General features: G+C 35.0%; 21 protein-coding genes and 1 pseudogene. 4 read left to right on the top strand and 18 right to left on the bottom strand.

All coding sequences use genetic code 11. The features are described from left to right. Window positions 1–66: 66 nt before the first annotated feature. The 10 genes from ACECE_RS0202935 to ACECE_RS0202890 form a co-directional block, all read right to left on the bottom strand. The gene (locus ACECE_RS0202935; protein WP_162862471.1) at window positions 67–2,538 is read right to left on the bottom strand and encodes a GH116 family glycosyl hydrolase; all 2,472 of its coding nucleotides are present in this window, start codon (window positions 2,536–2,538) and stop codon (window positions 67–69) included. Window positions 2,539–3,118: 580 nt separating this feature from the next. Next, window positions 3,119–3,967 carry a MerR family transcriptional regulator gene (locus ACECE_RS0202930; RefSeq protein ID WP_010243970.1) on the bottom strand — a complete coding sequence of 283 codons (849 nt, stop codon included), beginning with the start codon at window positions 3,965–3,967 and terminating at the stop codon, window positions 3,119–3,121. A 246-nt stretch (window positions 3,968–4,213) separates the two neighbouring features. Continuing rightward, on the bottom strand, window positions 4,214–4,450 hold the full coding sequence (locus tag ACECE_RS0202925; RefSeq protein WP_010243968.1) for a DUF2164 domain-containing protein: 237 nt from the start codon (window positions 4,448–4,450) through the stop codon (window positions 4,214–4,216). A gap of 145 nt (window positions 4,451–4,595) precedes the next feature. Continuing rightward, complete coding sequence (locus tag ACECE_RS29980; protein ID WP_010243966.1) at window positions 4,596–4,739, bottom strand: NADPH-dependent FMN reductase family protein; 144 nt, start codon at window positions 4,737–4,739, stop codon at window positions 4,596–4,598. Window positions 4,740–4,904: 165 nt separating this feature from the next. Then, entirely contained in the window at window positions 4,905–5,363 is a 459-nt protein-coding gene (locus ACECE_RS0202915) for a GNAT family N-acetyltransferase (protein WP_010243964.1), read from the bottom strand. Window positions 5,364–5,591: 228 nt separating this feature from the next. Further along, a complete protein-coding gene (locus ACECE_RS0202910) occupies window positions 5,592–6,185 on the bottom strand; it encodes a hypothetical protein (protein WP_010243962.1) in 594 nt (197 codons plus the stop codon). 118 nt (window positions 6,186–6,303) lie between these two features. Next, window positions 6,304–7,656, bottom strand: coding sequence for a DUF5050 domain-containing protein (locus ACECE_RS0202905; RefSeq protein WP_010243959.1), 1,353 nt, complete (start codon window positions 7,654–7,656; stop codon window positions 6,304–6,306). 528 nt (window positions 7,657–8,184) lie between these two features. Next, entirely contained in the window at window positions 8,185–9,963 is a 1,779-nt protein-coding gene (locus tag ACECE_RS28970) for a cellulase family glycosylhydrolase (protein WP_010243958.1), read from the bottom strand. 651 nt (window positions 9,964–10,614) lie between these two features. Beyond that, complete coding sequence (locus ACECE_RS0202895) at window positions 10,615–11,394, bottom strand: hypothetical protein (protein WP_010243956.1); 780 nt, start codon at window positions 11,392–11,394, stop codon at window positions 10,615–10,617. Between the two features lie 167 nt (window positions 11,395–11,561). Beyond that, the gene (locus ACECE_RS0202890) at window positions 11,562–12,239 is read right to left on the bottom strand and encodes a GntR family transcriptional regulator (RefSeq protein ID WP_010243953.1); all 678 of its coding nucleotides are present in this window, start codon (window positions 12,237–12,239) and stop codon (window positions 11,562–11,564) included. Between the two features lie 349 nt (window positions 12,240–12,588). Between ACECE_RS0202890 and ACECE_RS0202880 the strand changes: the two genes are divergently transcribed. Beyond that, window positions 12,589–13,440 (top strand): fumarylacetoacetate hydrolase family protein, encoded by an 852-nt coding sequence (locus tag ACECE_RS0202880; RefSeq protein WP_010243951.1) that lies wholly within the window; start codon window positions 12,589–12,591, stop codon window positions 13,438–13,440. 270 nt (window positions 13,441–13,710) lie between these two features. Here the strand turns inward: ACECE_RS0202880 and ACECE_RS0202870 are convergent, their stop codons facing one another. The 6 genes and pseudogenes from ACECE_RS0202870 to ACECE_RS0202845 form a co-directional block, all read right to left on the bottom strand. Continuing rightward, complete coding sequence (locus ACECE_RS0202870; protein WP_010243950.1) at window positions 13,711–14,832, bottom strand: nucleotide disphospho-sugar-binding domain-containing protein; 1,122 nt, start codon at window positions 14,830–14,832, stop codon at window positions 13,711–13,713. A gap of 156 nt (window positions 14,833–14,988) precedes the next feature. Continuing rightward, complete coding sequence (locus ACECE_RS0202865) at window positions 14,989–15,351, bottom strand: MmcQ/YjbR family DNA-binding protein (RefSeq protein ID WP_010243949.1); 363 nt, start codon at window positions 15,349–15,351, stop codon at window positions 14,989–14,991. Between the two features lie 21 nt (window positions 15,352–15,372). Beyond that, the gene (locus tag ACECE_RS0202860; RefSeq protein ID WP_010243948.1) at window positions 15,373–16,047 is read right to left on the bottom strand and encodes a DUF4332 domain-containing protein; all 675 of its coding nucleotides are present in this window, start codon (window positions 16,045–16,047) and stop codon (window positions 15,373–15,375) included. After that, window positions 16,026–16,477, bottom strand: a pseudogene (locus ACECE_RS26385) (YjdF family protein). The gene ACECE_RS0202860 and the pseudogene ACECE_RS26385 overlap by 22 nt, the downstream one beginning before the upstream one ends. Before the next feature lie 247 nt (window positions 16,478–16,724). Further along, window positions 16,725–17,549, bottom strand: a complete 825-nt coding sequence (locus tag ACECE_RS0202850; protein ID WP_010243946.1) for an MBL fold metallo-hydrolase — start codon at window positions 17,547–17,549, stop codon at window positions 16,725–16,727. A gap of 58 nt (window positions 17,550–17,607) precedes the next feature. Next, window positions 17,608–17,949, bottom strand: coding sequence for a DUF134 domain-containing protein (locus ACECE_RS0202845; RefSeq protein ID WP_010243945.1), 342 nt, complete (start codon window positions 17,947–17,949; stop codon window positions 17,608–17,610). A 130-nt stretch (window positions 17,950–18,079) separates the two neighbouring features. On the opposite strand from ACECE_RS0202845, the gene ACECE_RS0202840 reads away from it, so the two are divergent. Then, window positions 18,080–18,442: a NifB/NifX family molybdenum-iron cluster-binding protein gene (locus tag ACECE_RS0202840; protein ID WP_010243943.1), complete on the top strand. Its 363-nt coding sequence runs from the start codon at window positions 18,080–18,082 to the stop codon at window positions 18,440–18,442. 129 nt (window positions 18,443–18,571) lie between these two features. Here ACECE_RS0202840 and ACECE_RS0202835 read toward each other — a convergent pair whose 3' ends face one another. Together ACECE_RS0202835 and ACECE_RS0202825 are read right to left on the bottom strand one after the other, a co-directional pair. Continuing rightward, window positions 18,572–19,387: an MBL fold metallo-hydrolase gene (locus tag ACECE_RS0202835; protein WP_010243942.1), complete on the bottom strand. Its 816-nt coding sequence runs from the start codon at window positions 19,385–19,387 to the stop codon at window positions 18,572–18,574. Window positions 19,388–19,685: 298 nt separating this feature from the next. Beyond that, window positions 19,686–20,054 (bottom strand): MFS transporter, encoded by a 369-nt coding sequence (locus ACECE_RS0202825; protein WP_162862470.1) that lies wholly within the window; start codon window positions 20,052–20,054, stop codon window positions 19,686–19,688. A 225-nt stretch (window positions 20,055–20,279) separates the two neighbouring features. On the opposite strand from ACECE_RS0202825, the gene ACECE_RS0202820 reads away from it, so the two are divergent. Next, window positions 20,280–20,840, top strand: coding sequence for a MarR family winged helix-turn-helix transcriptional regulator (locus tag ACECE_RS0202820; RefSeq protein ID WP_010243940.1), 561 nt, complete (start codon window positions 20,280–20,282; stop codon window positions 20,838–20,840). Between the two features lie 55 nt (window positions 20,841–20,895). After that, complete coding sequence (locus ACECE_RS0202815; protein WP_010243939.1) at window positions 20,896–22,161, top strand: acyl-CoA thioesterase/bile acid-CoA:amino acid N-acyltransferase family protein; 1,266 nt, start codon at window positions 20,896–20,898, stop codon at window positions 22,159–22,161. Window positions 22,162–22,442: the final 281 nt, after the last annotated feature.

The following is a 22,442-nucleotide window of genomic DNA, read 5'->3' as shown; positions in this document are numbered from 1 at the left end:
GAAGCTGAATACAAAAAGAAGCGGCGCATTCACACCGCTTCTTCTAAATCTTTGTTTTTGTTATATTTAATTTTTCGTTTGTGCTGGGAAAACATTAATAGTTCCAAGCAAATACTGCCTCATAAATCCGAAATCTATCGAATTGAAACTTCTGCTTCCATCCACATCTGCCGCTTCAAGGCCATTTTCTCCTGGGAATTGATTAATAATACCCAGCAAATACTTTCTCATATATCCAAAATCTATTGAATTCGGTGTACCACTGTTATCTACATCACCATATATAACTGTAGGCTTCTGTGGAGTAGGAGAAGGTGAAGGACCATACACAATGTCATAAGCATGTTTTACAGCCCATATACAATTCGCCCTCATGTAGTACGGTGCTCTAACTTCGCTTACGCCTTGACGCCATGCTTCAGGAGTTCTGAACCACATATCATTTGTTTTCCAGACAGTGTCAGCAAGATTACTTCCTACTTGAGAAGCTTCAGTCTCTAGTCCTTCCTGAATCATTCCTGCTATTACTCCATAAGACGTTCCAACCCAAGCTTCAGCTGTTTGTGCATGAGACATATCTACATTTCCATCGGCTTTCATAATATTTACAAAACCATGTAAACCGTTGTCAAATTTTTTATTATTGAATTCGTATACTTTACTATATGACTTTTTGGCATACTCATCAGGAACAATACCTTCCAGTCCACAAGCTTTTGCATACCAGTGTCCGCAAAGCTGATCACTCATAATTCTGCTGGTATCATAACTTCCTGTATCAATTTTGAAGTAAGACCCGTTCCACAATTTTGCAATATAGTTTTCCTTGCTCTTTTCATACCACGACTGGTATTGAGTTGCCTTTGTACTATCTCCCATTGCTGTCGCTATTTCTTTTGCTGCATTGCAGGCTGCAACAAATAGCCCTCCGCAATATGCAGTGTTGCCCTGAAGCTGCATATCGTCATATGTCTGATCTATACCACTGCTGTTTGGAAGGTAATCACCATCACTATCCTGACTTTTTACCTTATCCATCGCTTTTTGTACCGGAATCCAGCAATATTTCAAAAAGTCCATATCGGTTTTTCCGGTCAATGCCCAATCCCTATATACCATAAGCACAAGCTTTGAGTTTAAGTCCTTCCAATTTGTAGAATCCCTGTATACGTAAGCATTCCAGGTCTCAAATACATTATTTGCATTTCCTATATCATGCGCTGTTGTACCAATTGCTGCCGGTTTGTCTGTTCTTGTGTGATATACACTGTCTGCGAACTGTCTGACAGCCTGCTTGTCAATATCAGGCCACATAAGTATAAGCGGCCAGGATCCATAGAAACGTACATCGGATGTTCCATAAAAATCATATTTATAGCATTCAAGATGGCTGAACATATCCTCATCAGGATTGTCTTTCTGTCCTGAAGCGGCACCAGCTTCCCAATAAGTTCCACCTGTAAAATAGTAGTACAGTTCATTAAACATTGTAGTCTTAAGCCATTGCGGATACTTTGTATCGTTTAGCACACTGTTTTGCCAACTGTCTATAGACGATTCCCAACTAGAATAATTATCTATTGCATCTTTAGCTATCTTCCATGAATTCAATCCTGATCTTCCGTAAAATCTGGTATATTTTCTATACCACTTGCTTCCACTGCCTGCCTGCGATATTGGAATATCCCAGGACAATGCAACAGGTACTGTTATCGTTTGACCAGGTTCAAGCGTTGCCTTGAAAGCAACCGCACCTATATTGTTTGAACCTACAGTATCGCCTAAAAGTCCATCAGTTCCAAAATCCGATGAAAGAGTGCTGGTTCCGGAAGCTGATCCATATGTAACTTTAACACCATCCTTCTGCTCAGCAGCCAGGGAAAACTCACCCTGATTCTCCATTGTAGCATTAGAAGTTCCGTTTCTTCTCAATATTATACCTTTGCTGTTACCTGATGTTTGCCCTTCTGCAAAACTTCCACCAAATTCGTTTTTCCATGACAGCATTATAGCTACATCACAGCTGCTGGAACCCGGATTTGTAATTTCCCATTTGTACACCCCTACCGGATAACTTGTAGTTTCATAGTTTCCAGGTATTATAGGGCTAAACTGTGTAACTTTTGCCTTACAGTAAAAATTACTGCCGCTATAGTCAACCCATGACTTTGGAAAAAGAGAATAATATGTAGCCTGCCCTGCACCTATAGAACCAGCGTCAAGCTTCTTCATTGAAATATTCTGCCCGGAAGGCTTCTGATACATATAAAAAGCACAGTCAGCATCCGATGAAAGCTCATTGCTTCCAATATCCAGTCTTCCCTTTGTAAATGAACCGTCAAATTTCCATGTAATCGTACCTGCGCCAAAACCTCCTATCGGGGCACCATCAACATACGATGCAGAACCTACTTCCTTCTTCCATGCAGCCGAAGGTATTGTCGTCCCTGCTGAAGACGCAGTACTATAGAACATTCCATCCGGTACTAAAGTCAATAATAGAACTAAAACTGTCAGTATAATCAGATTTTTTTTCACTTCTTCTCCTCCTATCAATTTTTCAAAATTTTCAACCAAAAATAAATGCAATATCAAAAGGTATTCCTGGGACACCCCCTTAGCATGTTTTTATTTGTAATTAATAAAATTTATTAACTTTTAAAAGGGAATAAATTTATAATAACTTCAAAAGATCATGAGATAATTCTAAGGTAACTGCTTATGTGAATTGGTATGAATAGTATAAAAAAATTACTAAGTATTTATTTTGTTTTATCTAAATCTATTAAATTATTAACGGAATTGAAAATTATAGCAAAGCTACGTTTTCAGAATTCCTAATATGCAAATATCAGAAAGAAGTTCAATTAAGAACAACTTACCATTCCCTTATATAAATTTTATCACATATTTGAGCGTAAAAAAATAATTATTTCATATTAATTCTATAATAGTATCAAATAATCTCTAAAGTATAATTCATTCCAATCGCCATAACACCTCATTTACTCAACAATATAAATTGAAATTTGGCAACTTCTCCACAAAACAGGAATTACACTTAAAATGCTTATAGAATAGGCACTATCACCTAATCTATTCACCATACACTATTTACCTACTTATTATAAAACTCATCTATTGCTTTTACAAAAAAATCTGTTATGCCAACTCCATATTTCTCATCTAATGTATTGTTAAGTCTTTCATCATTCTTATAAGAAGCCGCCATATCTAACATAAATATCTTTTCATCCTTCAATTGATAAAGTTGTTTAAACATAAAACCATATTCAGCAATTACTTCTTTTACCTCATATGATGAAACGTTTTTTTCCGTCTTTTCTGAAAGTTTTTTCATTAGGATATCAAGTCGTTTTTCACATGATTGTATCGTCTGTGAATCAGGTGGGTTAATAGATGCGTTCAATGCACTTTCCTTATCTCCATACCACTCTATCATTTTCTGGTAAGTCTTCTGTCCATGTTCACCAAATGCATATTTCATATAATGCTCATGAAATTCATTCATCCCACCATATTCCCGCTCAACTGCCTGTTTCACTTTCTCAGGCATGTGGGAAATCAATGCTTGATACAATTCCTCAATCTCCGCCTTACTAAACACCTCAAAATCCATCTTGGTCTCTCCTTTCAGAATATCATTAATACTGGATATTAATCGTTCTAAGCGTTCTTTTCTCAATTCCAGCATTTTCTTCTGACTTTGTAATATCTGATTTCTGTCGAGAATGGGATCCTCCAAAATAGCCTTAATTTCCTTTAATGGCATATCAAATTCACGAAAAAATAAAATCTGCTGTAACACTACTAGTGCGTTATCATCATAAAGCCGATATCCTGACTTGCTACACTCAGTTGGTTTTAACAGATTGATTTCATCGTAGTAATGAAGGGTGCGTATGCTGATACCTGTTAATTCAGATACTTCCTTTACTGTTCTCATTTTATGACCTCCTGCTCTTAATACGAATAGCATATCCTATGACGTTCCGTGAGGGTCAAGAGAATCTTGAAATTATTTTTCTCTATAATCAAATTACTATTAATCATGTATAAAAAAGTTACTTTTATCCCGCATAATAAAACTATTATGTCTTATTTATGTTTTCAAAGAATTTTATCCGCTTCCCAATTTGTTCTTTAATCACAGCATCTCTTTTCAATAGTAAAATTCACATCCTTGTTTGGGTTATATATTTGTACTCTTTTCAAGAGCAAACAAATCTTCCAACCTCTCGTTCATATACTGGTGTGCATCCCGTATACCTTGATTATAAAAGAATGGAGCAATTTTTTTCGTAATGAAATCAAGAAATAATTCAGCAGACAAATCACCTATGTTTTCATCTCTTTCCGTCGAAAAGTGTTTTTTTATTTCATTTATGGCTTGTATCTTTAAGTCCTTTGTTAACTCGATTTTTTGCATATTTGTCCTCCCTGGTATAATTTATTTGTCAGTCTTATAAGTTGGTTGGATATATATTTAATTTATCTAAACTTAAATTCACAACAGCCCTATGCAAAACTCGTATGTTTAAGATGACAACTTTATTATATATCACTGCCATAAACTATGCCAAACAAAAATGATTCAAGTCCCTTGGCAGGAAAAACTCTGTAATTTCGTACTCCTTTGCGAGCTTGCCCGCCAATAACCTTCCTATATGATAAGTACTTCCCTTATGGTTTTGCCCATGTATCATCGTTATTTTCATGTTAATTTCTCCAATCCTTTCAGATACTGTAGTTTGTGTTGAGGTCGAATTGTGGACGACATCAACATTAGCTTGACGTTCTATAGAATGGCAACCTGTTAAAATACTTAGTAAAAAAAACAATAGCAAGTTTTTTCATAGTTGGTCTCCTTAAAAAATTTCACATTAACGATTGACTTTCTTCTCAAATATAACTAATTTGACAGAACCTCCTACGCATTCCTTTACAATGCTATAGCCCATTTTTTTATAAAAATAATGATTTCTTTCTTTATCTGCTGGTGTTTGTAAAGTCCATAGCGACGCATTCGGAAATTCACTTTCGATAAATCTAATGGCTTTCTGTCCTATTCCTTTGTTTTCATAATCTGGTATAACACAAAGACAACCAAGATAATATGTACCATCCTGATTATCCGTTATGCTTATATTTCCTATTACGTGATTATTGAAGGTTATTTTATATGCTATTCTACTTAAAATTGAGTTAGCCATATCTTCTTTAGAGATATTATATCCAGGACATTCACCATAATTAATAAAATCTGCATAGAAGCATTGATTTCGTATGTTAATTAATATCTCTGTGTCATCTATAGTTGCTCTTTCAAACTTTATCTCCATAATAATTCCCCTTCAATTACTTCTCAAAAAGCTTCCCAGGATTAACCAAATACACTTCAAGCCTCCACTTGTAAATACATTTTTTAATGTTTCATAATCTTATACAATTTTGTATGTTGCTGCAGTATACATGCTAATCAAATTAATTAATATAGTCCCACCTAAAGAAAACCCTATAACGTGTGCTTTTCCTCCAACCATCTTAATTTAAAATATAAGACAGCGTCCTTATTTAACATCATCCAATAAAATAAATTCTGGTTTGCTTAGATAGGAAAATGGATATAAATCCTCCCTTGATGTTATAATACCCTTTATAAAGCCTGTCTTATATTTCTTTTCAATTTTAACAATGGCAAAAGCATCTTTCTCATTACAGAACGGATATATGATATTATTTTCATGAAATACGTTCTTTGATATATCTAAAGTTAATATTATGAAGTCTTTGCTATGCCAACTACATTTAAAAATTTGAAAAGCGTTCTCATTAATAAGTGTTAAGAATTCTTTCTTTGATAAATTCAATTCAACTCCTTCCATGTACCCGTTTATATCTAAATCATTTTGATATTCCTCTATAAATTCCTTTGCATCACTGCTGGCTTGTTTGTAAGTTATATTACTGATTCTCATCTTATTGAGCAGATCTCCATATTGGAAATCACTTGATATTGGTATGTTAATGGATTCTATATTTAGATATTTACTTAAATGGTTATTATTTAAATGTTCTTCATATAGAGCGTGTAAGTTATTATTATTAACAGGCATGAGATGAATGTATCCCATTCTGTTTTTTGATGCACATGTAATAATCATTTTTTCTCCTTGTTCGATTTCAAACTAATGAATAACCTTCTATTCAATTTATTATCCATTTAACCTTATCTCAGCAACTTGTTTGTAAGCGACTCAATAAAGCCGACGTGCCAGTATATTAACGGCCTGTATAAGGTCCATTAATTTGTGCTAATGTTTGAAACTCTTTTCCGTTAATATTAACACGGTTAAATGAGCTGCAAATAAACTGGTCACGCCAGCTACCGTCACTTCTAGCCCCCCAGACTTCCGCATTAATATAAATCATGTCACCGATGATATCCAAATTGTAATTATAGTGGTCATCTTTTGTCAAATAATTTGGCAGTTGGTCTGCTTTTAATATCAAGGAGTCACTGTTTCCATCAAGTCTACTGCGGTGAATATCACCGTTTTTTTCGTTGTAAAACAGCCATCCGCCGTCGGTTAAAGTAATCGGGATGATAGAATCATTCATTTTCTGCTTACCTGACAAATCCGGATGAATAATGTAGGATGGACAACCCATTTCTTGATTTGAATCTATATAATAAATCCAATTATCACACGTAAGAAAATCACCTGTGCATGATATGTTCATTGAAGCTTTGTCTGTTCCATCAGGCTTTATTCTGTACATATTACCGTAAAAACAAGCTCCGCTTCCTTGATAAGCTCCAACACAATAGATCAGCCATTCTCCGCAGGCTGAAAGCTGTGGAACCGTATATGAATAATCTTCATGGGATATATCCGAATCAGGTTTATCTGTTGTAAGCACAGTTATCTTACTGTTTTTCATATCGTAGCAGTTGATGCTTACAGTATTATCTTTAGTTAAAGTATAATAATACATCTTTCCATCTATTACTGTAAGGTATTTGCAAAATGTTGAGTTGTTGGCATCAAAAATCTTCTCGGTTTTATATGTATTCAGATCGAATTTGTAAAGCCCATCAAATTTATAGATTTTTTTAACTGACTTAACAGGGCTTGTGAAATACAGTGTTTCGTTATCTGCATCAGAATATTCAATGGTGCCGTTAAGTAGTAAGGTATTCTCGCCATTTGAGGGATTTACTTTAAATGTTGAAGATGGTGCTGAATTATCTGAAGATACATAGAGATTATCCCCAACTGACCATATGTGTCGCCCTCCTATATTAGTTATTTTACGGCTAATACCCTTAGGGTTCACTGAATAAAGTGCACCATCACATCTATAATTTTCGTATGCTAGGTTATCAGTTATGTAATAAGTATTTTCCCCACATCTTACTACAGCTCCGCCATTATTTGAAATGGTATTCTGATTTTGCTTAGTTGCTTGTATACTATTTTCATTTGTATTAATAGGTATTGTTGTGGGTATGGTTGTTTGCACAGCACTCGAAGTATCGATACTTTTCTTTACTTGAGTGTTACATCCAGCACCCCCAAACAACAGAATACAACACAAACTTATTATACGAATACTTTCAATTTTTTTCATACCCAGTCCCTCCATAAAAATCCAAATGATTTTAATACAAATCTTATACTTGCGTATTTTATAAAGATTGCGAGGCTCATGTTTTTTCTTATTAAAAGCACTCCAAATAGTTGCCAATAGTCCTTTCACAGAAACAACCCCAATTATTTATATTCTAAGCCTTGACCTCTCTTCATTAATTATACAGCAAAGTTTGGTTATTTACTAAGTAATTTGGAAATAACACTTACTACTTTAATAATGCTGATTCCCCATAAAAAGCTTCTAAAAACTCATTTAATAGATTAATTTTTATCACTATTCCCAGCTTTTTTACACAAAAAGAAAGTGCCGCACTTCACTAAAAATTAGTTTTGCGACACTCACTTTTCTTTATTATAATTTATTATTAAGGAAGAGTTAGCGATCACTTTTTGAGATCGATCTGTATAGGTAAATAACACTATTAGCCAGCAATTTGTAAAAATTTGATGAGCAAATTATATGTTTATCTTTTTAGTTTCTTTTCTCTAGAAACTATAAGTAATGTTAAAAAGAACTAGAGTCCATACCTAATAATACCTTTCTCATCTTACCAAAATCTATAGAGTTAATAATTCCATTTTTATCAACATCTGCAGCCAGCTTCCCATTTTTTCCTGTAAAGTCTTTAATCATACCTAATAAGTACTGTCTTAAGTAACCAAAGTCTATAGAATTAAAACTGCCGTTTCCATCAACATCACCAAGAACATAATTATCAGGAGTTACAACAGGAGTTGGAGTAACTCCTGTTGTAGGAATTACACCACTAAATACTGAGCACTTAACTGAAGTCTCCTTTAAACCGTTAGGTCCATCCACTACAACCTTTCCCCAGTCGGTTGAAAGGGTGTTTCCTGCCCAATCACTTGCCAGATCAAGATATTCCAGACCGCTTCCGTTACCTTTCCAGGACCATGCAAGCCAGCCAATATTCATTTCCTGACAATATTTCATTATGTATGCTTCAGCTACATCTCCATCTTTATGTTTCCAACCAAATTCACCAATACAAAGTGCTAATCCCTGATTTACAACTTCATCAATATTATACTTGACCATTGCCTCAGTTCCACCAGCGTACTCATAAAAGTGGATTGAAAACATTGTGTTACCAAGTGGATCTGATTCGAAAACTTGTTTTCCATAAGTATGTACTGACTGAGGATATTGACCCCAACCTGCACAGTCTACCATAATTGTATGAGTAAGACCTGCATTTCTTATTACGGATATTGCTTTCTTATATCCTTCTGCCCAAGGTGCAGCTCCCCATTGTCCATACCATTCATTTGCTATATTTATAATAACTCTGTCTTCTTTTCCAATAAGAGCTTCCTTCATCTCCACAAAATACTCAGCTGCATAAAGTAACTGCTGAACATCTTCAACACCAAGCGGGTCATGAACTTCAAGTACCGCTACCATATCGTTGTCTTCACACAATTTAAGGATTTTCTTTACAGATGCCAGATCATCCTTTTGCCACTTCTTACCATTAGATAATACAACTCTTACAGTATTACATCCTGCTTTTGCCAAAGCCGGTATTGCTGTTTCCAACTGGTCTTTGAACCATGTATGAGCATGGTTTGCCCCTCTCATAACAAAAGGTACACCATTTGCATCGTATAGGTGGCTTCCTACAACTTTAAACTGCCCAGGTGCTTCTATATTTCCGGGATTTGGGTTATGTAAATTTCCTGTCGGAGCATCTCCCAATAAAAAGTTTGTAATTATTGCTTTACCGAAATTTCCTGATTCATTTGATATTATTTTAAAATCTATCTTCTTAACATCATTGAGATCTGATATAGTTGTATTATTAACCCATTTTGATGCTTCAGTTTTCCAGTATTCCTGATTGAAATACAAAACTATATCCTTAGAACCTGTAGCTGGTACAGCAACAGTGTTTGACTCATGCCAATACCATTTCTCTCCAGTGCAAATACCAACAGAAATTAAAAACTCCTTGGTCTGGGGATTGTCTACTGTAAAGCTTATAGCTTCATATGCTGACCAATCCTCATCCAGCGGAACAGCGCTCGTTCCTGAAACAGTAGTAGCAGCTCCAGCTGCATGATCGCTGTTGTTAATATTCTGAAACTCAATTTCCAGACTATCTCCTGTTGCTGTTACTGCAGTAGTTCCCAAGTGATAGTCCAAAGGCTTAACCCATGGATACCCCCCGAATGTTCCCTCTTCTGCTGCATTAATTGTAGTTATACCGAGCATAGTTACAATTATGGCTGCAACAGAAAATAATGAAACAATTTTCTTCACGTCGATCTCTCCTTTACAATAATTACTAATTTGTTATATTTTTATCCCATTGTACAATGAGATATTAACCGTCCCCATTCACCTTAAGTTCTATCATTATGTGAAGAACTCCTGATTCTTGATAAATGGTATAGCTTACATGAAAAAAGTAACGTTTTTGAGACAAAAACACAATAAGTAGTTAAAACAGCTTATTATAGTACTATAATGGAATTATTAGAACAAATAGATAAACCTTGGTACGAATTGTTGATTTGATGGTAATTACGACGTAAGAGAAGTAGAAAATATTTAATTATAACTATAATAAACATTAAAACATTCATTCTGTAATGTTACATTAAATCTTGTACTATTACATTAATAATACACCTCTGATTATGTGGCTGTCAACTAAACTTTTTTAGATTGATATACCTAAACAAGTATTAAAGTTCCATGAATTTCATATCAAAAAGAAATGCGCCCCATATTGGAACGCATTTCTTTATAACGTATATACTATATTATTTAGAAACCGGAAAAAATAGAACTTAAAGGCTTAAAACTCAATCCAACAATACAGGAAAATGAACTTATTTATTTTGAGAATCAATATAATCTTAAGTTTCCCGTAGAGTATAGATATTTTTTACTTCATTTATGCATTTATTAATCAGCTTCCATGCATGACTTTATTTCATTCATTACCGGCTCCACCCATCTTGAATCGAACATCCATGCTTCATGCTGCATATCCAGTTTTCTTAAATCTACATCAGCAAAATGACGATGATATCTTTTCTCGTATTTGGGACCCATCTTAAGCGCATAAATTACGTGAACCTTAGTACCCGGTATCTCTATATTATCATTAAGCGGCGTTATTAGGTCAGTATAAAATTCATTAAATACTGTCTTCTTTGTCCTGATTTTCATACTTTCTTTAAGTTCAACCATCAATCCTATATTCTTTAAATCGCGCTCCATTCCGAAAAACACCTTTAACATCTTACAAAACATCGAAAACATCCATTCATTTCTCCCGGAACCATGTAATAACCCTGCAATTATGTTGGTCTGTATTTTCCCTGCAATTTTACCGGTTTGGTCCAAATCCGAACTTCCAATAATTCCGTGGTTTATATGTATTCTGTTTCTTTGAATCAATAGCCCAACAAAGCTTCCGCCTAGCGAAGAACCATATGCTCCGTCAACTTTTCCGCCATGATGTTCAATAATATAATCCTCGATCTTCTCTGTTGCATCCAACATGTTGGAAAATTCTTTTGTTGCATCACCGTCAAACCCATCATAATTCACGCAAATCAAGTGATAATTTTTTTTTAGTTCTCCCAAAACATTACCAAAGTTTATTTCCCAAGAACATGCAGTTCCCGGCAGCAACAACATTGTTTTTTTATTTTCTTGAGCAAATTCAGTTACTTTCACTTTAATTCCTCCTCAAAAAAATCCTTTAAATACTTTTATTATCTCTCTTAATCTTAGAATTTCATGCCAATCTAAAAGAACTAATAGGATAACTCTGTAATATGTACGTAAATATTACTTATACTGTGTAGCCTTCGGCAATACTGTGATCAAAGAAAAGGAATTGCTTATTTATCACGTAATTTGTTATTTTCAATTAATATATCTATTGTAAGTTTAATATGTGAGTTATATAGTTCAAGTACACGTTTACTGTCGCGTGCAAGTACAGCCTGCATTAATGTTGTATGCTCTGCAGCTGCTGAACGATTATTCTCACGAGGAAGAGACCAGTTTCTGTAAAGTTCACTTATATTCCACAAACGATTACAGATATCTAGCAATATAGGGTTACCACAGGCTTCAATTAGTGCATAATGGAATTTACCATGTATTTTAGACCATTCATCATTTTCACGAAAATTATTGTCCCTGGAAAATTCAGGAGTTTGCTCTAGCTGATGATGTATCCCAACTATATTTGACTCCCATAAAACATCCCCTTTGGATATCGCTAATTGCAATGCAGTTCCCTCGTTAATTCTTCGAGCTTCAATAATATTTTTTAGGTCCGATTCAGAAAGAGTCATTACTGCAAATCCATGGTTGGGGGTTTGATTGGCAAGTCCCTGAGCTGCCAAACGTGTCAATGCTTCTCTTATCACAGCAATTGATACGTTAAATCGAGCCCTTAAATCCGCAGGCATCAAGGGTGTACCTGGAGAAAGTTGACCTGATAGTATATCAGCACGGAGCTGTGAAAAAACACTTTCAGTTAAGGTCAAAGATCCATTTCGTATTGACATATCTAAAACCATCCTTTTTGAATGAGTTAAAACTTATATATTTTGTTCATGTTTATAGTATACACAATATTTAATTATAAGTCGACTTTTTAATTAAAAATCGATTATTTGATAACAATCGACTTTTATTGACTAAATCAATTGTGTGAGATATACTAATTTACAAATATTAATTTTGCAGATTTTGTAACATTAAAAAACAGGAGGACGATATGAGTAAAGATTTTTTTGCAAAGTTACCTAATGTACCAAGTTTTGAAGTCATGAGCAAAGATATTACTTGTCCTAAATTTCGATTTTTAAAAGTATATTTAAATAGTTGAATGTGAAAATGGAGGGTCCCTATTTTATGAAATGCTTAAACTTTTATGTTGGTAATCAGGTACATCTTGGAATTGTAGAAAAAGATAAAGTTTTTGATATGACTGCAAATGCTCAATTACCTCAAAGTATGGAAGAGCTGATTCGAAGTGGTAGTGAGGCATTTAAGTGTATTTCGGAATATATTCGAGGAAAGTCAGCAGATTTCACAATAGATAATATTAAATACGCACCAGCAATTTGTAATCCATCTAAAATTCTTTGCGTGGGGCTTAATTACTTAGAACATGCTGAAGAGGCATGTATGGATTTGACTAAAATCCCGACGATTTTTAGTAAGTTTACAAATGCACTCGCAGCACATGAGCAGAAAATTGTCTTACCTAAAACGGCTAAACAATATGATTATGAGGCTGAACTCGTTATAGTTATTGGTAAAGCGGCGAGAAATATATCTAAGGAGAACGCATTGGACTATGTTTTTGGGTATACTATTGGCAATGATTTATCAGCACGTGATTTGCAACTACAAACGACTCAATGGCTTATTGGAAAGACTTTGGATGGCTTTGCTCCAGTTGGTCCATACATAGTAACGGCAGATGAGCTGAATCCAAATGATCTTAAAATACAATGTTATGTGAATGGAAAGCTTCGCCAGAATAGTCATACATCTCTTATGATTTTTGATTGTGCAGCAATTATTAGTTATATTTCTCAGTATGTGGAGTTGCAACCTGGGGATATTATTTTTACTGGAACTCCGTCTGGTGTTATTATAGGTTATCCAAAAGAAAACCAAGTTTGGCTGACGGCTGGCGATGAAGTAATGATTAGCATTCAAGGGATTGGCGAACTCACAAACATAATGACAGAATAGATTAGTCTTTCAATATATAGAAATCATTTAGATGAATTATGCGAAAAAAGTCCTATCCGTCATTTTCCACATCCTTTAATAAATTACTATAAATCCTTTTCTGAATAAAACTTCCTCCAAAAATCTGCCTTAGCATCGTCTTCTGAATAACCACCACAATTTGTGTAATATTGTCAATTTATAAGTTCAAAACTTTTCTGTGCCTTAAAGAGGTTAAAGAAAATTGGTAAATTCATTTGTACTTCCTTCTTTAAGTTTACTTTTAAGCACCTACATCAATAATTTTTCAATTTCATCTACTACTGATAGAAAATCATCATTCCCCATCTGTTCTGCAACTGTTGCATATTTTTTATACATAGAATCATCCGCTATGATGGCTTGAGCTACACGATACATTTGTTTGGAACTACTCGGAAATGAACGAATTCTTTTACCTATTCCCATCTCAACAATTCTTTTTGCATTTGCTAATTGATCATTTACAAACGGCATCACTATCATTGGTACCTTTGCAGCAATTGCTTCGTTTACACTATTCATCCCACAATGTGTCAAAAAAACATCTGCATGATTTAGTACATCTATCTGCGGCACAAATGAATAAGCATATATGTTATCTGGTATCTTTCCTAGTTTATCAGGTGCTACTTTCCCAGTATTTAATATAACCGAAAACTCCGTATTACCAAATGCACGTATACATCCCTTACAAAATCCTTTATTACTGATAATACTCCCCAATGAAATATATATAATCGGTGGTTTCATTTTTTCATAAGGAATATTCACAGAAACTTCCGTAGTTTCCACTGGCGGAACTGCAAAATGATAACTTTCATCAAAACTTTCACGATAGTTTTGAAAAACGGATGGTACATATACTATGTTTAAATTTGGACGATCCTCTAATATAGCTTTCATTAGTTTTGTGTCTTCTAATCCCATATGTTTTTTATGTTTCTTTTTCATAACTTTTGAATCGATAATTTCAGCACTAATTCTAAACATCAAAGGAGCATTTTGAATAAATTTTTTATTCCATGCCGGTTGTGAAAATTGCCTTATGCAGGGAATACCCAGTTTTTGTGCAAGAGCATACCCAGGATAGAAAAACATTTCATAAATCAACAAATCATACTTTTCTTTTAACGCCAGCACCGTATCATAAGCTGCCCGAAAACACATTGTTTTTTTCTGACTTTCTGATGGTTTATCTGGATAATTGATATATGGAATAAACAAGGCACCTGTTTTTTCAATCTTTGTCCTAAACTCTTCTGCATTTACATATGTAACAGAATATCCTCTTTTCACCAATTCACTTGCCAGTAATAGTGTTGGATTTGTATGTCCTGCATATGGAACATTAACCATCAAAATTCTCTTCATAACATCTTCATCTCCATTCTAAATTAATCCATCCCCTATTACCTGATACTACCAATCATATAATATTACCTCGACAAACGGCTGCAATAATAAAGAGCACTATATTGCCCTTGTTAATAATACCTACATAAACAGGCTGTAATGCATCATTTATTATCAATCCTTCTCTATAATTTCCTTCTGAAGCTTTTTACTAAGTGAAGCCAAAACAAGATTATATGACTTATCCAGCATATCCTTGACTATCTCATCAGGAACATCGCCCTCTAAATATAATGAATTCCAATGTTCCTTATTCATATAATATCCAGGAATAATATCCTTGAATTGTTGCCTTAAAAATTCTCCATGTAAAGGTTCCAATTTTACGGTAATAATAGGTTTGCCTTCTTTGTCTCCACCTTGAAGCACAAACATTTTGTCTTTAATCATATACCTTGTTGCATCCCATTCGATTTTGTATTCTTTTACAACGCCCTTCTTAGAAAGACAATATTCTTCAAGCCATGTGTATTTCATCCCTCTGCCTCCATATAAAAACTATACATACTCCAGATTTGCTATAATCCTTGCAAAATCAATACAAAACTGCATGTCTTTTGTACCAAGCTTGGCTTTATAGTATTGCTTGATATCATTGGCCTTTGAAACTCTTTTCAACATCTCTTCAGCAGTTGTGTTTGCAACATCAGAAACAGAATTATATCCCGCATCGAAGAAACTCTTAGCCGCAACAGCTCCAACACCATTTATTCTGACAAGGTCACATAGTGAAATTAATTCCTGTGCTTTATCAGTTGAAATTGATAACTTTTGAGCAATCTCATTCTTATCTTCCAGAGAATAATAAAACTCATAATAATCCTTTGAGGATTTAAGCCCTTCAACCGCCAATGAGTTTATCGTTTCCTCATCGACATCAGGGAAATCTTTTATTAAGGCTATCTTTGGCTCAATGCTCCCGATTTCTCGTCTTAGAATTGTTAGGTATTCTTTCAACAAACCAGACTTTTCAGAAAATGCACTAAGCTTCTGAGTAGTTGACAAGGCATTCTTTAATTCAGCTAAATTTTTAATTTGACAGTTATGTATGGCATCAAAACTTGAATCCATATCCTGATGCAGTATTTTTCTGCTCGGTAGCAAATATTGATTTTTCAAGATTTCCTTATACGCATTTATTGAAATCATTTTCAAATCCAATGAATAACCCATCTTATCAACTCCTCGTTTATATTAATGCCACTTTTTCTTTTCCTTCTTTTTTCCTGCCTTTTTTCAAACTTAAGCTGCTCCAACTCCTCACGTTTTTCCTTAGAAGTCTTTTTCTGTTCCTGTTTTCGAGCTTCATACTCCAATTTTATTGCTTGCTGTGCTTTGGTACCAATACCTGAATCAGAAGTTTCTTTTCTAACTTTTCGTTGAAGTCGCTTTGGGTTTATCCTTTTTTCCGGTTCAAAGTCAACTCTAATAGGTCTGCTGAACTTAAGCTTATAATAGTTTTCAAGAACAAAAGCATAGACCTCATAATCCTTTGGCTCTGCCCCAAAAACAACTCTTGAAGTTTCCAGCAAACCTTCGTCAAACCTTTCAAATACACCAACCAAAAAGGGTCCTCAAAAAAGACTGTCAATTTTGTATTCATTTGTACTTCCTCCTGTAAGTTTACTTTTAAGAGAATGGACAACCCCAGGAGGGCAGGTTACTGACAGGAAATCCTGCATCCGGACTACCAGCTAGGACGCATAGGCGAGCAGCAAGCTTTGCTTGCGACCAGCCCGGATCGTGTTTTTATCTCTCTACATTAATTATAGTTAATTTTACCTGAATAAGTCAAAAATTTCTTTAGTCAAAGGACTCATTTTTCACTTATCTTTTCTGCTCCTTTTGTATCAAATTAGAATTTCGCTACCCGTAGCCATATATTTAATATTTTCATTCATAACTTTTTTCAAAATCGAGTATGCCTCAAGTCCTGTACAATGGCATGTGTAATAGCCAGAACCTGTCAAATTGAGCATCTCAGCAATTTGTTCAACCAATTCAGGTGCTTCAGGAATTTTCGTGCTTGGGTTATACAAATGAAATCCGCTTATAATCCGCTCCATTGCTCTACCTTTAAGAGATATCGCATGCTTAACTATGTTGACTATGCCTTTATGTGCACACCCTGCAATTAAAACCTGCTTGCCCGCTTCAGTTATGATTAGGCTTTGTTCATGTTCAAAGGTATCCTCTTTAATACCTTCTTCAGTTTCCATCAACAAGGTTTTATTTGACAGAGATAAAAGCTCATTCCCTTTAACCCCTGCAAATAGTTCCAGCTCATCATCAATTTTCAGGTATCCGGTATTAAAAACCAATCTATCATTTGATTTTAACGCTTCATCCAATCCAATGTTGGCACTTGTGTCTTCTGTTCTCAAGGAATAATGTTTGTCAAAAGCTTTTTCCTGTAGATATATTTTTGCCTTATCATTTATTTTTAAGAATTCTGAAAGTCCACCACCATGATCATAATGCCCATGGGATATAATTACAGTATCTACTTGGGACAAGTCAATCTTCATTTTGGCTGCATTTTCGATAAATAAATCCTTCTGCCCCAAATCAAACAAAAGCTTATGCACTTCTGTCTCAATGTATAAACTAAGGCCATGTTCGCATTTGTAATTATCCGATATTGATGTGTTTTCAACCAAAGTTTTTATAATCATAAATAATACGTTTCCTTTCGAGTAGTTATAAGCTCAACAATCATTCTATTGGATTAAATCATTTATTTTTACAACACCTTTCGCATTTAAATGAAGATTCTTCATCGCTACAGAGTTTATAGTCTCCACCCTCAATCTGTATCCTTTTACCATACACCAGTGATTCTGCCAGCTTTTTGCGTGCATCATAATATATTCTCTGTATTGTTGTGCGTGCAGCATTCATTCGAGCAGCACACTCTTCTTGATTCATCCCTTCTAAATCAATAAGCCGAATTGTCTCATATTCGTCCACTGTCATAACAATAATTTCTTTATCAGCATCTATTCCATTGATTGGTCCAAACAAATTATTTTTCGGTAAAGAACATACCCTTTTACACTTTCTCGGTCTTGGCATATTTTACCTCCTAAATTAAGTTATTGACATATGACCTTTATAATATATAATATGTTTATAAAGGGCATATGTCAATAACTACAGTTGAGCATTCGCTCTTAAAGTATAATAAATTGGAGGAATTTGAACTATGAAAATCGCATTACCCTCTCGCCATAATAATATTGACGACCATTTTGGACATTGTGAATATTTCACAGTCTATACCGTCGATACGTCTAAAAAAGAAATACTTGATTCTGAAATTGTAAAATCTCCAGAAGGCTGTGGCTGTAAATCAAATATTGCAACAATACTTTCTGATATGGGTGTTAAAGTAATGCTCGCAGGAAACATGGGTGAAGGAGCTGTAAGAGTCTTAAACAATTCAGGTATAGAAGTATTGCGAGGATGTTCTGGCGACGTTAAGTCCGTAGCCCTCAAATGGCTTGAAGGAGCCGTTACTGACTCTGGTGACTCTTGCCATGAGCATGAACATGGCTGCCACAACTAAAAATCTGAATATATCATAAAAATCGCCAATCGGAGAGTCTCACTCCCCAATTGGCGGTCTTTATAATTTCACCTTTCTATTTGAATTTCCAATCCTGATTTAAATTCCACAGTTTATTAACGTTAGCCCCTATAATCTTTCCAGAATTTCATAACTCATTGTACGAAAAACCTGACAATATTTTTGAAATCCATCTGTTCCTATTACATAGACGTTAGGCATATAGGCTAGCCGTTCTCTTGAGTATGCAATGCGTTCCAGACCATTATCAATCGCTGTATGATTGCTTAAAACCACATCCACCTTTTTTTGAATTGCCACACTGACGAAGTAGTCCAACGATTTTAAGTATTGTTCTACTCCGGCCTTTGTCCAAGGAGGTGTAGCACCTCCCCATAAGGATGCCATAAGAACCTCCCCATTTTCTTTTACAGGGATTATATAACTCAAGCATCCTGGAGTATGGCCGGGCGTACTGTAGACGTAAATGGTCTTGTCGCCTAGTTTTATGGTGTCTCCATCCTGCAGATAATGGTCAATACTGTAGTCTTTCCATGTTTCTGGTCTGTCCGGCTTTGTCGGATGTTCCTGCCAGTAAATATCATCTGTTTTAGAGAGGTATGTCTCAACATGATATTGTTCAACAAACCACTTGCCGCATCCGGTATGATCGACGTGACCATGAGTCAAGACCAGTGTTTTTATGGTATCGGGATTCCAGCCTACATCTATAATTGCTTCTATTATGGCATCAAAAACCTTTTTATTCGGCCAAATGGCATCAATAACAATCAAACCGTCATTAGTCTTTAATACAAAGCAGTTTGTTTCTCTTTGGGCAACAATCACTAAGTCGTCAAAAATAAGAGAATGGGCAAAAAACGACATGTCCTCCATTGCCTTGATAGTCTCACTTGTAAATACTGGTCTATCTAATCTATTCATTTACTATACTCTCCTCTATACAATTATATATTTTTTGTTGTATAGAGGTTAAGACATTTCTGGGATGCATTTTTAAAAATGTCTTCATTATGTTCACCTTCTTTTATTTGTTTTTACAGTTTATATTAGGTTTATACAAATAATCGTTAGTTCGTAGTTTATTACAACAACGAACTAATCTTATAAAAATTATATAGTTATGATAATAACCAGTCAATTGAATATGGTTTTCTTAATAGCAACTCAACCCACTAAAAATCATAAAAATCATTTTTATACTGTCTTTCCTTCATTGAGACTATTTTCTAATACCATATCTTCTTTGTTTACTTTTCCCCTTACGAGAGGCTACTATGGCTATTAAAGCAACGATTACTGCAGCTAAAAAGGTAATATGCAATGCATATACAAACACACTACTTTTCAGCAAAGAATCTGATACATACTGCGAAGCAAACATATTCATGGCTTCACTCTGACTTGAAGAAAACAGTGCTCCAGAAACGGCTACTCCTATGACCATTCCGATGTTGTGCATCGTAGCAAGCGTTCCTGATTCCACTCCCCTGTGTTCATGCGGTGCACTGCCAATAACCGTACTATTGTTTGGTGCGTGGAACATTCCTGACCCTATACCTGTTAATATCATTGTTTTTAATGAAAACAAAACAGACCGGAACAGACTTGTTAATGCAGCTGTAGACTTAATCAACAATTACTTAAGTCATTAAACATATTATTCTTTTCTTTTTAATCCATACATCAAACAATAATTACTCAACGCTCTCTTGTATTTAACCATTTTTATTTAGACAATATATTGACTAATTTACTTTCATCTGATACAATTATAAAGTCAATATGTTGTCTATTTTGAAAGGAGTAACCCATTTTGGAAACCAACAAAGCACTCAAAGAATACTCGTTGATGCAGCAGACATATGCAACACTTTTTTCGCTGGCAAACAAAATTCAGATTGAAGGCGACAAATACTTTGATAAGCTGACTTCAAGACAGTTTATGGCAATACTGGCAGTATTACACCTTCCGGAAGACGAGACAACACTCAACAACATTGCAAGAAAGCTTGGAACGTCAAAACAAAATACAAATGTACTGATGAATACCATCGAAAAGAAGGGTTATGTTGCAACAGTGCCAAGCCCGCGCGATAAGCGTGCAATCAATGTTAGAGTGACCGAAGCCGGGAAGCAAGTCATGCTGGAATGCGGGGAAAAAGGAATTACATTTTTTACAGATCTTTTTAGGGATTTTTCGAGCAAAGAATTGGAGACACTTTGGTGCTTGCTGAAAAAACTATATCGTTTTGACGGAGAAGACCAGAGCGGCTTTGAAGAAGAGATTGATAACCTGGAGGTAACAAAGGAAGAACAAGAAAGAGCCTTGCAGGAATTCGCTCGGAGAAGGTACCCTTCCGATAATCAAAAATGATTTGTGTTCAAGTGAAGGAGCAGCTAGTTAAAATATTCAGAAAGAGGTCATAGATATGAAGTTTAATGTTGAACCAGCAATTGCACTTTGTGATGAAAAATTAAGTATTAAAATCTCAGGTGTATCACCATTCGGAAAAGTAAAAATAAGTGCAATCATGAGTTTACCTTGGGCAGTAAATACCGCATTCGAGTCCTTTGCCTGGTTTACTGCCGACTCGGAAGGCAATGTCGACTTATCAGTGCAGAAACCTGATTCTGGCACATATGATTTTGCTGATGCCATGGGCTTGATTGTATCGATGAAAATGGTCAAAGGAAAGCTTGAGGATATTGTAAAAAACATTTCCGCGAATAACAGCCTATTCATAGAATTTATTGCTGAATATGAAAATGACAGGATATGCACCAAAATTGAACGACTATTTAAGCGTGGCGATGTCAAAACTCAAAAAATTACAGATGGCTTTGTTGGTGAATTGTATTATAACTCAAGTTCCAACAATAAAACAATTGTGCTTATAGGCGGATCGGACGGGAATATGTCAGCACTTTCTCTAATTGCCGCTCCGCTCGCTACATATGCATACAATGTTTTATCTGTAGCATACTTCAATGCTGAAGGACTATCTAAAAAGCTTGCAGAAATTCCGCTTGATTATTTTGACAAAGTGTTTCAATGGCTTCAAAAAAGCCCTATAACAAGTGGTAATGACTTTTACCTACATGGAACCTCCAAGGGCGGAGAGTTGGCATTGTTGCTTGCGGTAAGATATCCTTTTATAAAAAAGGTTGCAGCATTTGCACCGCATGCTTATTGCTTTCAAGGCCTAAACTATAGAAATGTTTCATCCTGGACAATGGCAGGAAGTCCACTGCCTTTCATTCGCCTGAAGAACCGTCTTTTATTTTTGAACATGCTGGACTGTTTTATTAAAAATAAATCTTTTGGATATGCTTATACATATAAGACTGGTATAGATCAAGCTGAAAACAAGGAAGAAGCTCGGATAAAAATTGAGAACGCAAAAGCTGACATATTATTGATTGCAGGCGAAAACGATAATATCTGGAATTCCAGTGATGGCTGTGATGATCTGATGAATATACTGAAAAGAAACAACTACAGCTACAGCTTCAACTTCTTTAAGTATAAAGAAACTGGGCATCCTTTTCCTTTACCCTATATCATCCCGTTAAGTGTAACACTGAGTATGAAGATGTTACCAAGACTGGTTTTTGAAACAGGCGGTACAATAGCTGGAAATGCATATGCACAAGCAGATTCCTGGAGAAAGACTATCGAGTTTTTTGAGAGATAGTTTCTCATTTTCATATAAACGCATACGATGCATACACATCCCTCTAAAAGTAAAAGAATATGTTTTCCAATAAGTGCAAATTGTCCTCTTGTATACAAATTCATTCCTCCAAAATTTCAGATTTTCATTTCATTTAGAGTTTAATGCCTGCCCCAAGGACAATGTCAAGTGTTATCATTATTTTAATAGATCTATTATATAAAAATATTGCAAATATACAAAATTAACCACACTCACATCAAGCGAAGTGAGCATGGTTAATTTTTTCTTCATCCTAAAAA

It is taken from the genome of Acetivibrio cellulolyticus CD2, from assembly GCF_000179595.2.
Lineage (GTDB): Bacteria > Bacillota > Clostridia > Acetivibrionales > Acetivibrionaceae > Acetivibrio > Acetivibrio cellulolyticus.
The sequence above is the reverse complement of the archived record's forward strand: the minus strand, read 5'-3'. Positions and strand labels throughout refer to the sequence as shown.

Coding starts and splice junctions, on each gene's coding strand:
- ACECE_RS0202905 (WP_010243959.1), bottom strand. CDS start 7,656: ATGAAAAAAATTGAAAGTATTCGTATAATAAGTTTGTGTTGTATTCTG.
- ACECE_RS0202865 (WP_010243949.1), bottom strand. CDS start 15,351: ATGAAATACACATGGCTTGAAGAATATTGTCTTTCTAAGAAGGGCGTT.
- ACECE_RS0202890 (WP_010243953.1), bottom strand. CDS start 12,239: ATGTCAATACGAAATGGATCTTTGACCTTAACTGAAAGTGTTTTTTCA.
- ACECE_RS0202925 (WP_010243968.1), bottom strand. CDS start 4,450: ATGCAAAAAATCGAGTTAACAAAGGACTTAAAGATACAAGCCATAAAT.
- ACECE_RS0202915 (WP_010243964.1), bottom strand. CDS start 5,363: ATGGAGATAAAGTTTGAAAGAGCAACTATAGATGACACAGAGATATTA.
- ACECE_RS0202930 (WP_010243970.1), bottom strand. CDS start 3,967: ATGAGAACAGTAAAGGAAGTATCTGAATTAACAGGTATCAGCATACGC.
- ACECE_RS0202850 (WP_010243946.1), bottom strand. CDS start 17,549: ATGATTATAAAAACTTTGGTTGAAAACACATCAATATCGGATAATTAC.
- ACECE_RS0202910 (WP_010243962.1), bottom strand. CDS start 6,185: ATGATTATTACATGTGCATCAAAAAACAGAATGGGATACATTCATCTC.
- ACECE_RS0202840 (WP_010243943.1), top strand. CDS start 18,080: ATGAAAATCGCATTACCCTCTCGCCATAATAATATTGACGACCATTTT.
- ACECE_RS29980 (WP_010243966.1), bottom strand. CDS start 4,739: ATGAAAATAACGATGATACATGGGCAAAACCATAAGGGAAGTACTTAT.
- ACECE_RS0202815 (WP_010243939.1), top strand. CDS start 20,896: ATGAAGTTTAATGTTGAACCAGCAATTGCACTTTGTGATGAAAAATTA.
- ACECE_RS0202860 (WP_010243948.1), bottom strand. CDS start 16,047: ATGGGTTATTCATTGGATTTGAAAATGATTTCAATAAATGCGTATAAG.
- ACECE_RS0202845 (WP_010243945.1), bottom strand. CDS start 17,949: ATGCCAAGACCGAGAAAGTGTAAAAGGGTATGTTCTTTACCGAAAAAT.
- ACECE_RS0202880 (WP_010243951.1), top strand. CDS start 12,589: ATGAAATGCTTAAACTTTTATGTTGGTAATCAGGTACATCTTGGAATT.
- ACECE_RS0202835 (WP_010243942.1), bottom strand. CDS start 19,387: ATGAATAGATTAGATAGACCAGTATTTACAAGTGAGACTATCAAGGCA.
- ACECE_RS0202870 (WP_010243950.1), bottom strand. CDS start 14,832: ATGAAGAGAATTTTGATGGTTAATGTTCCATATGCAGGACATACAAAT.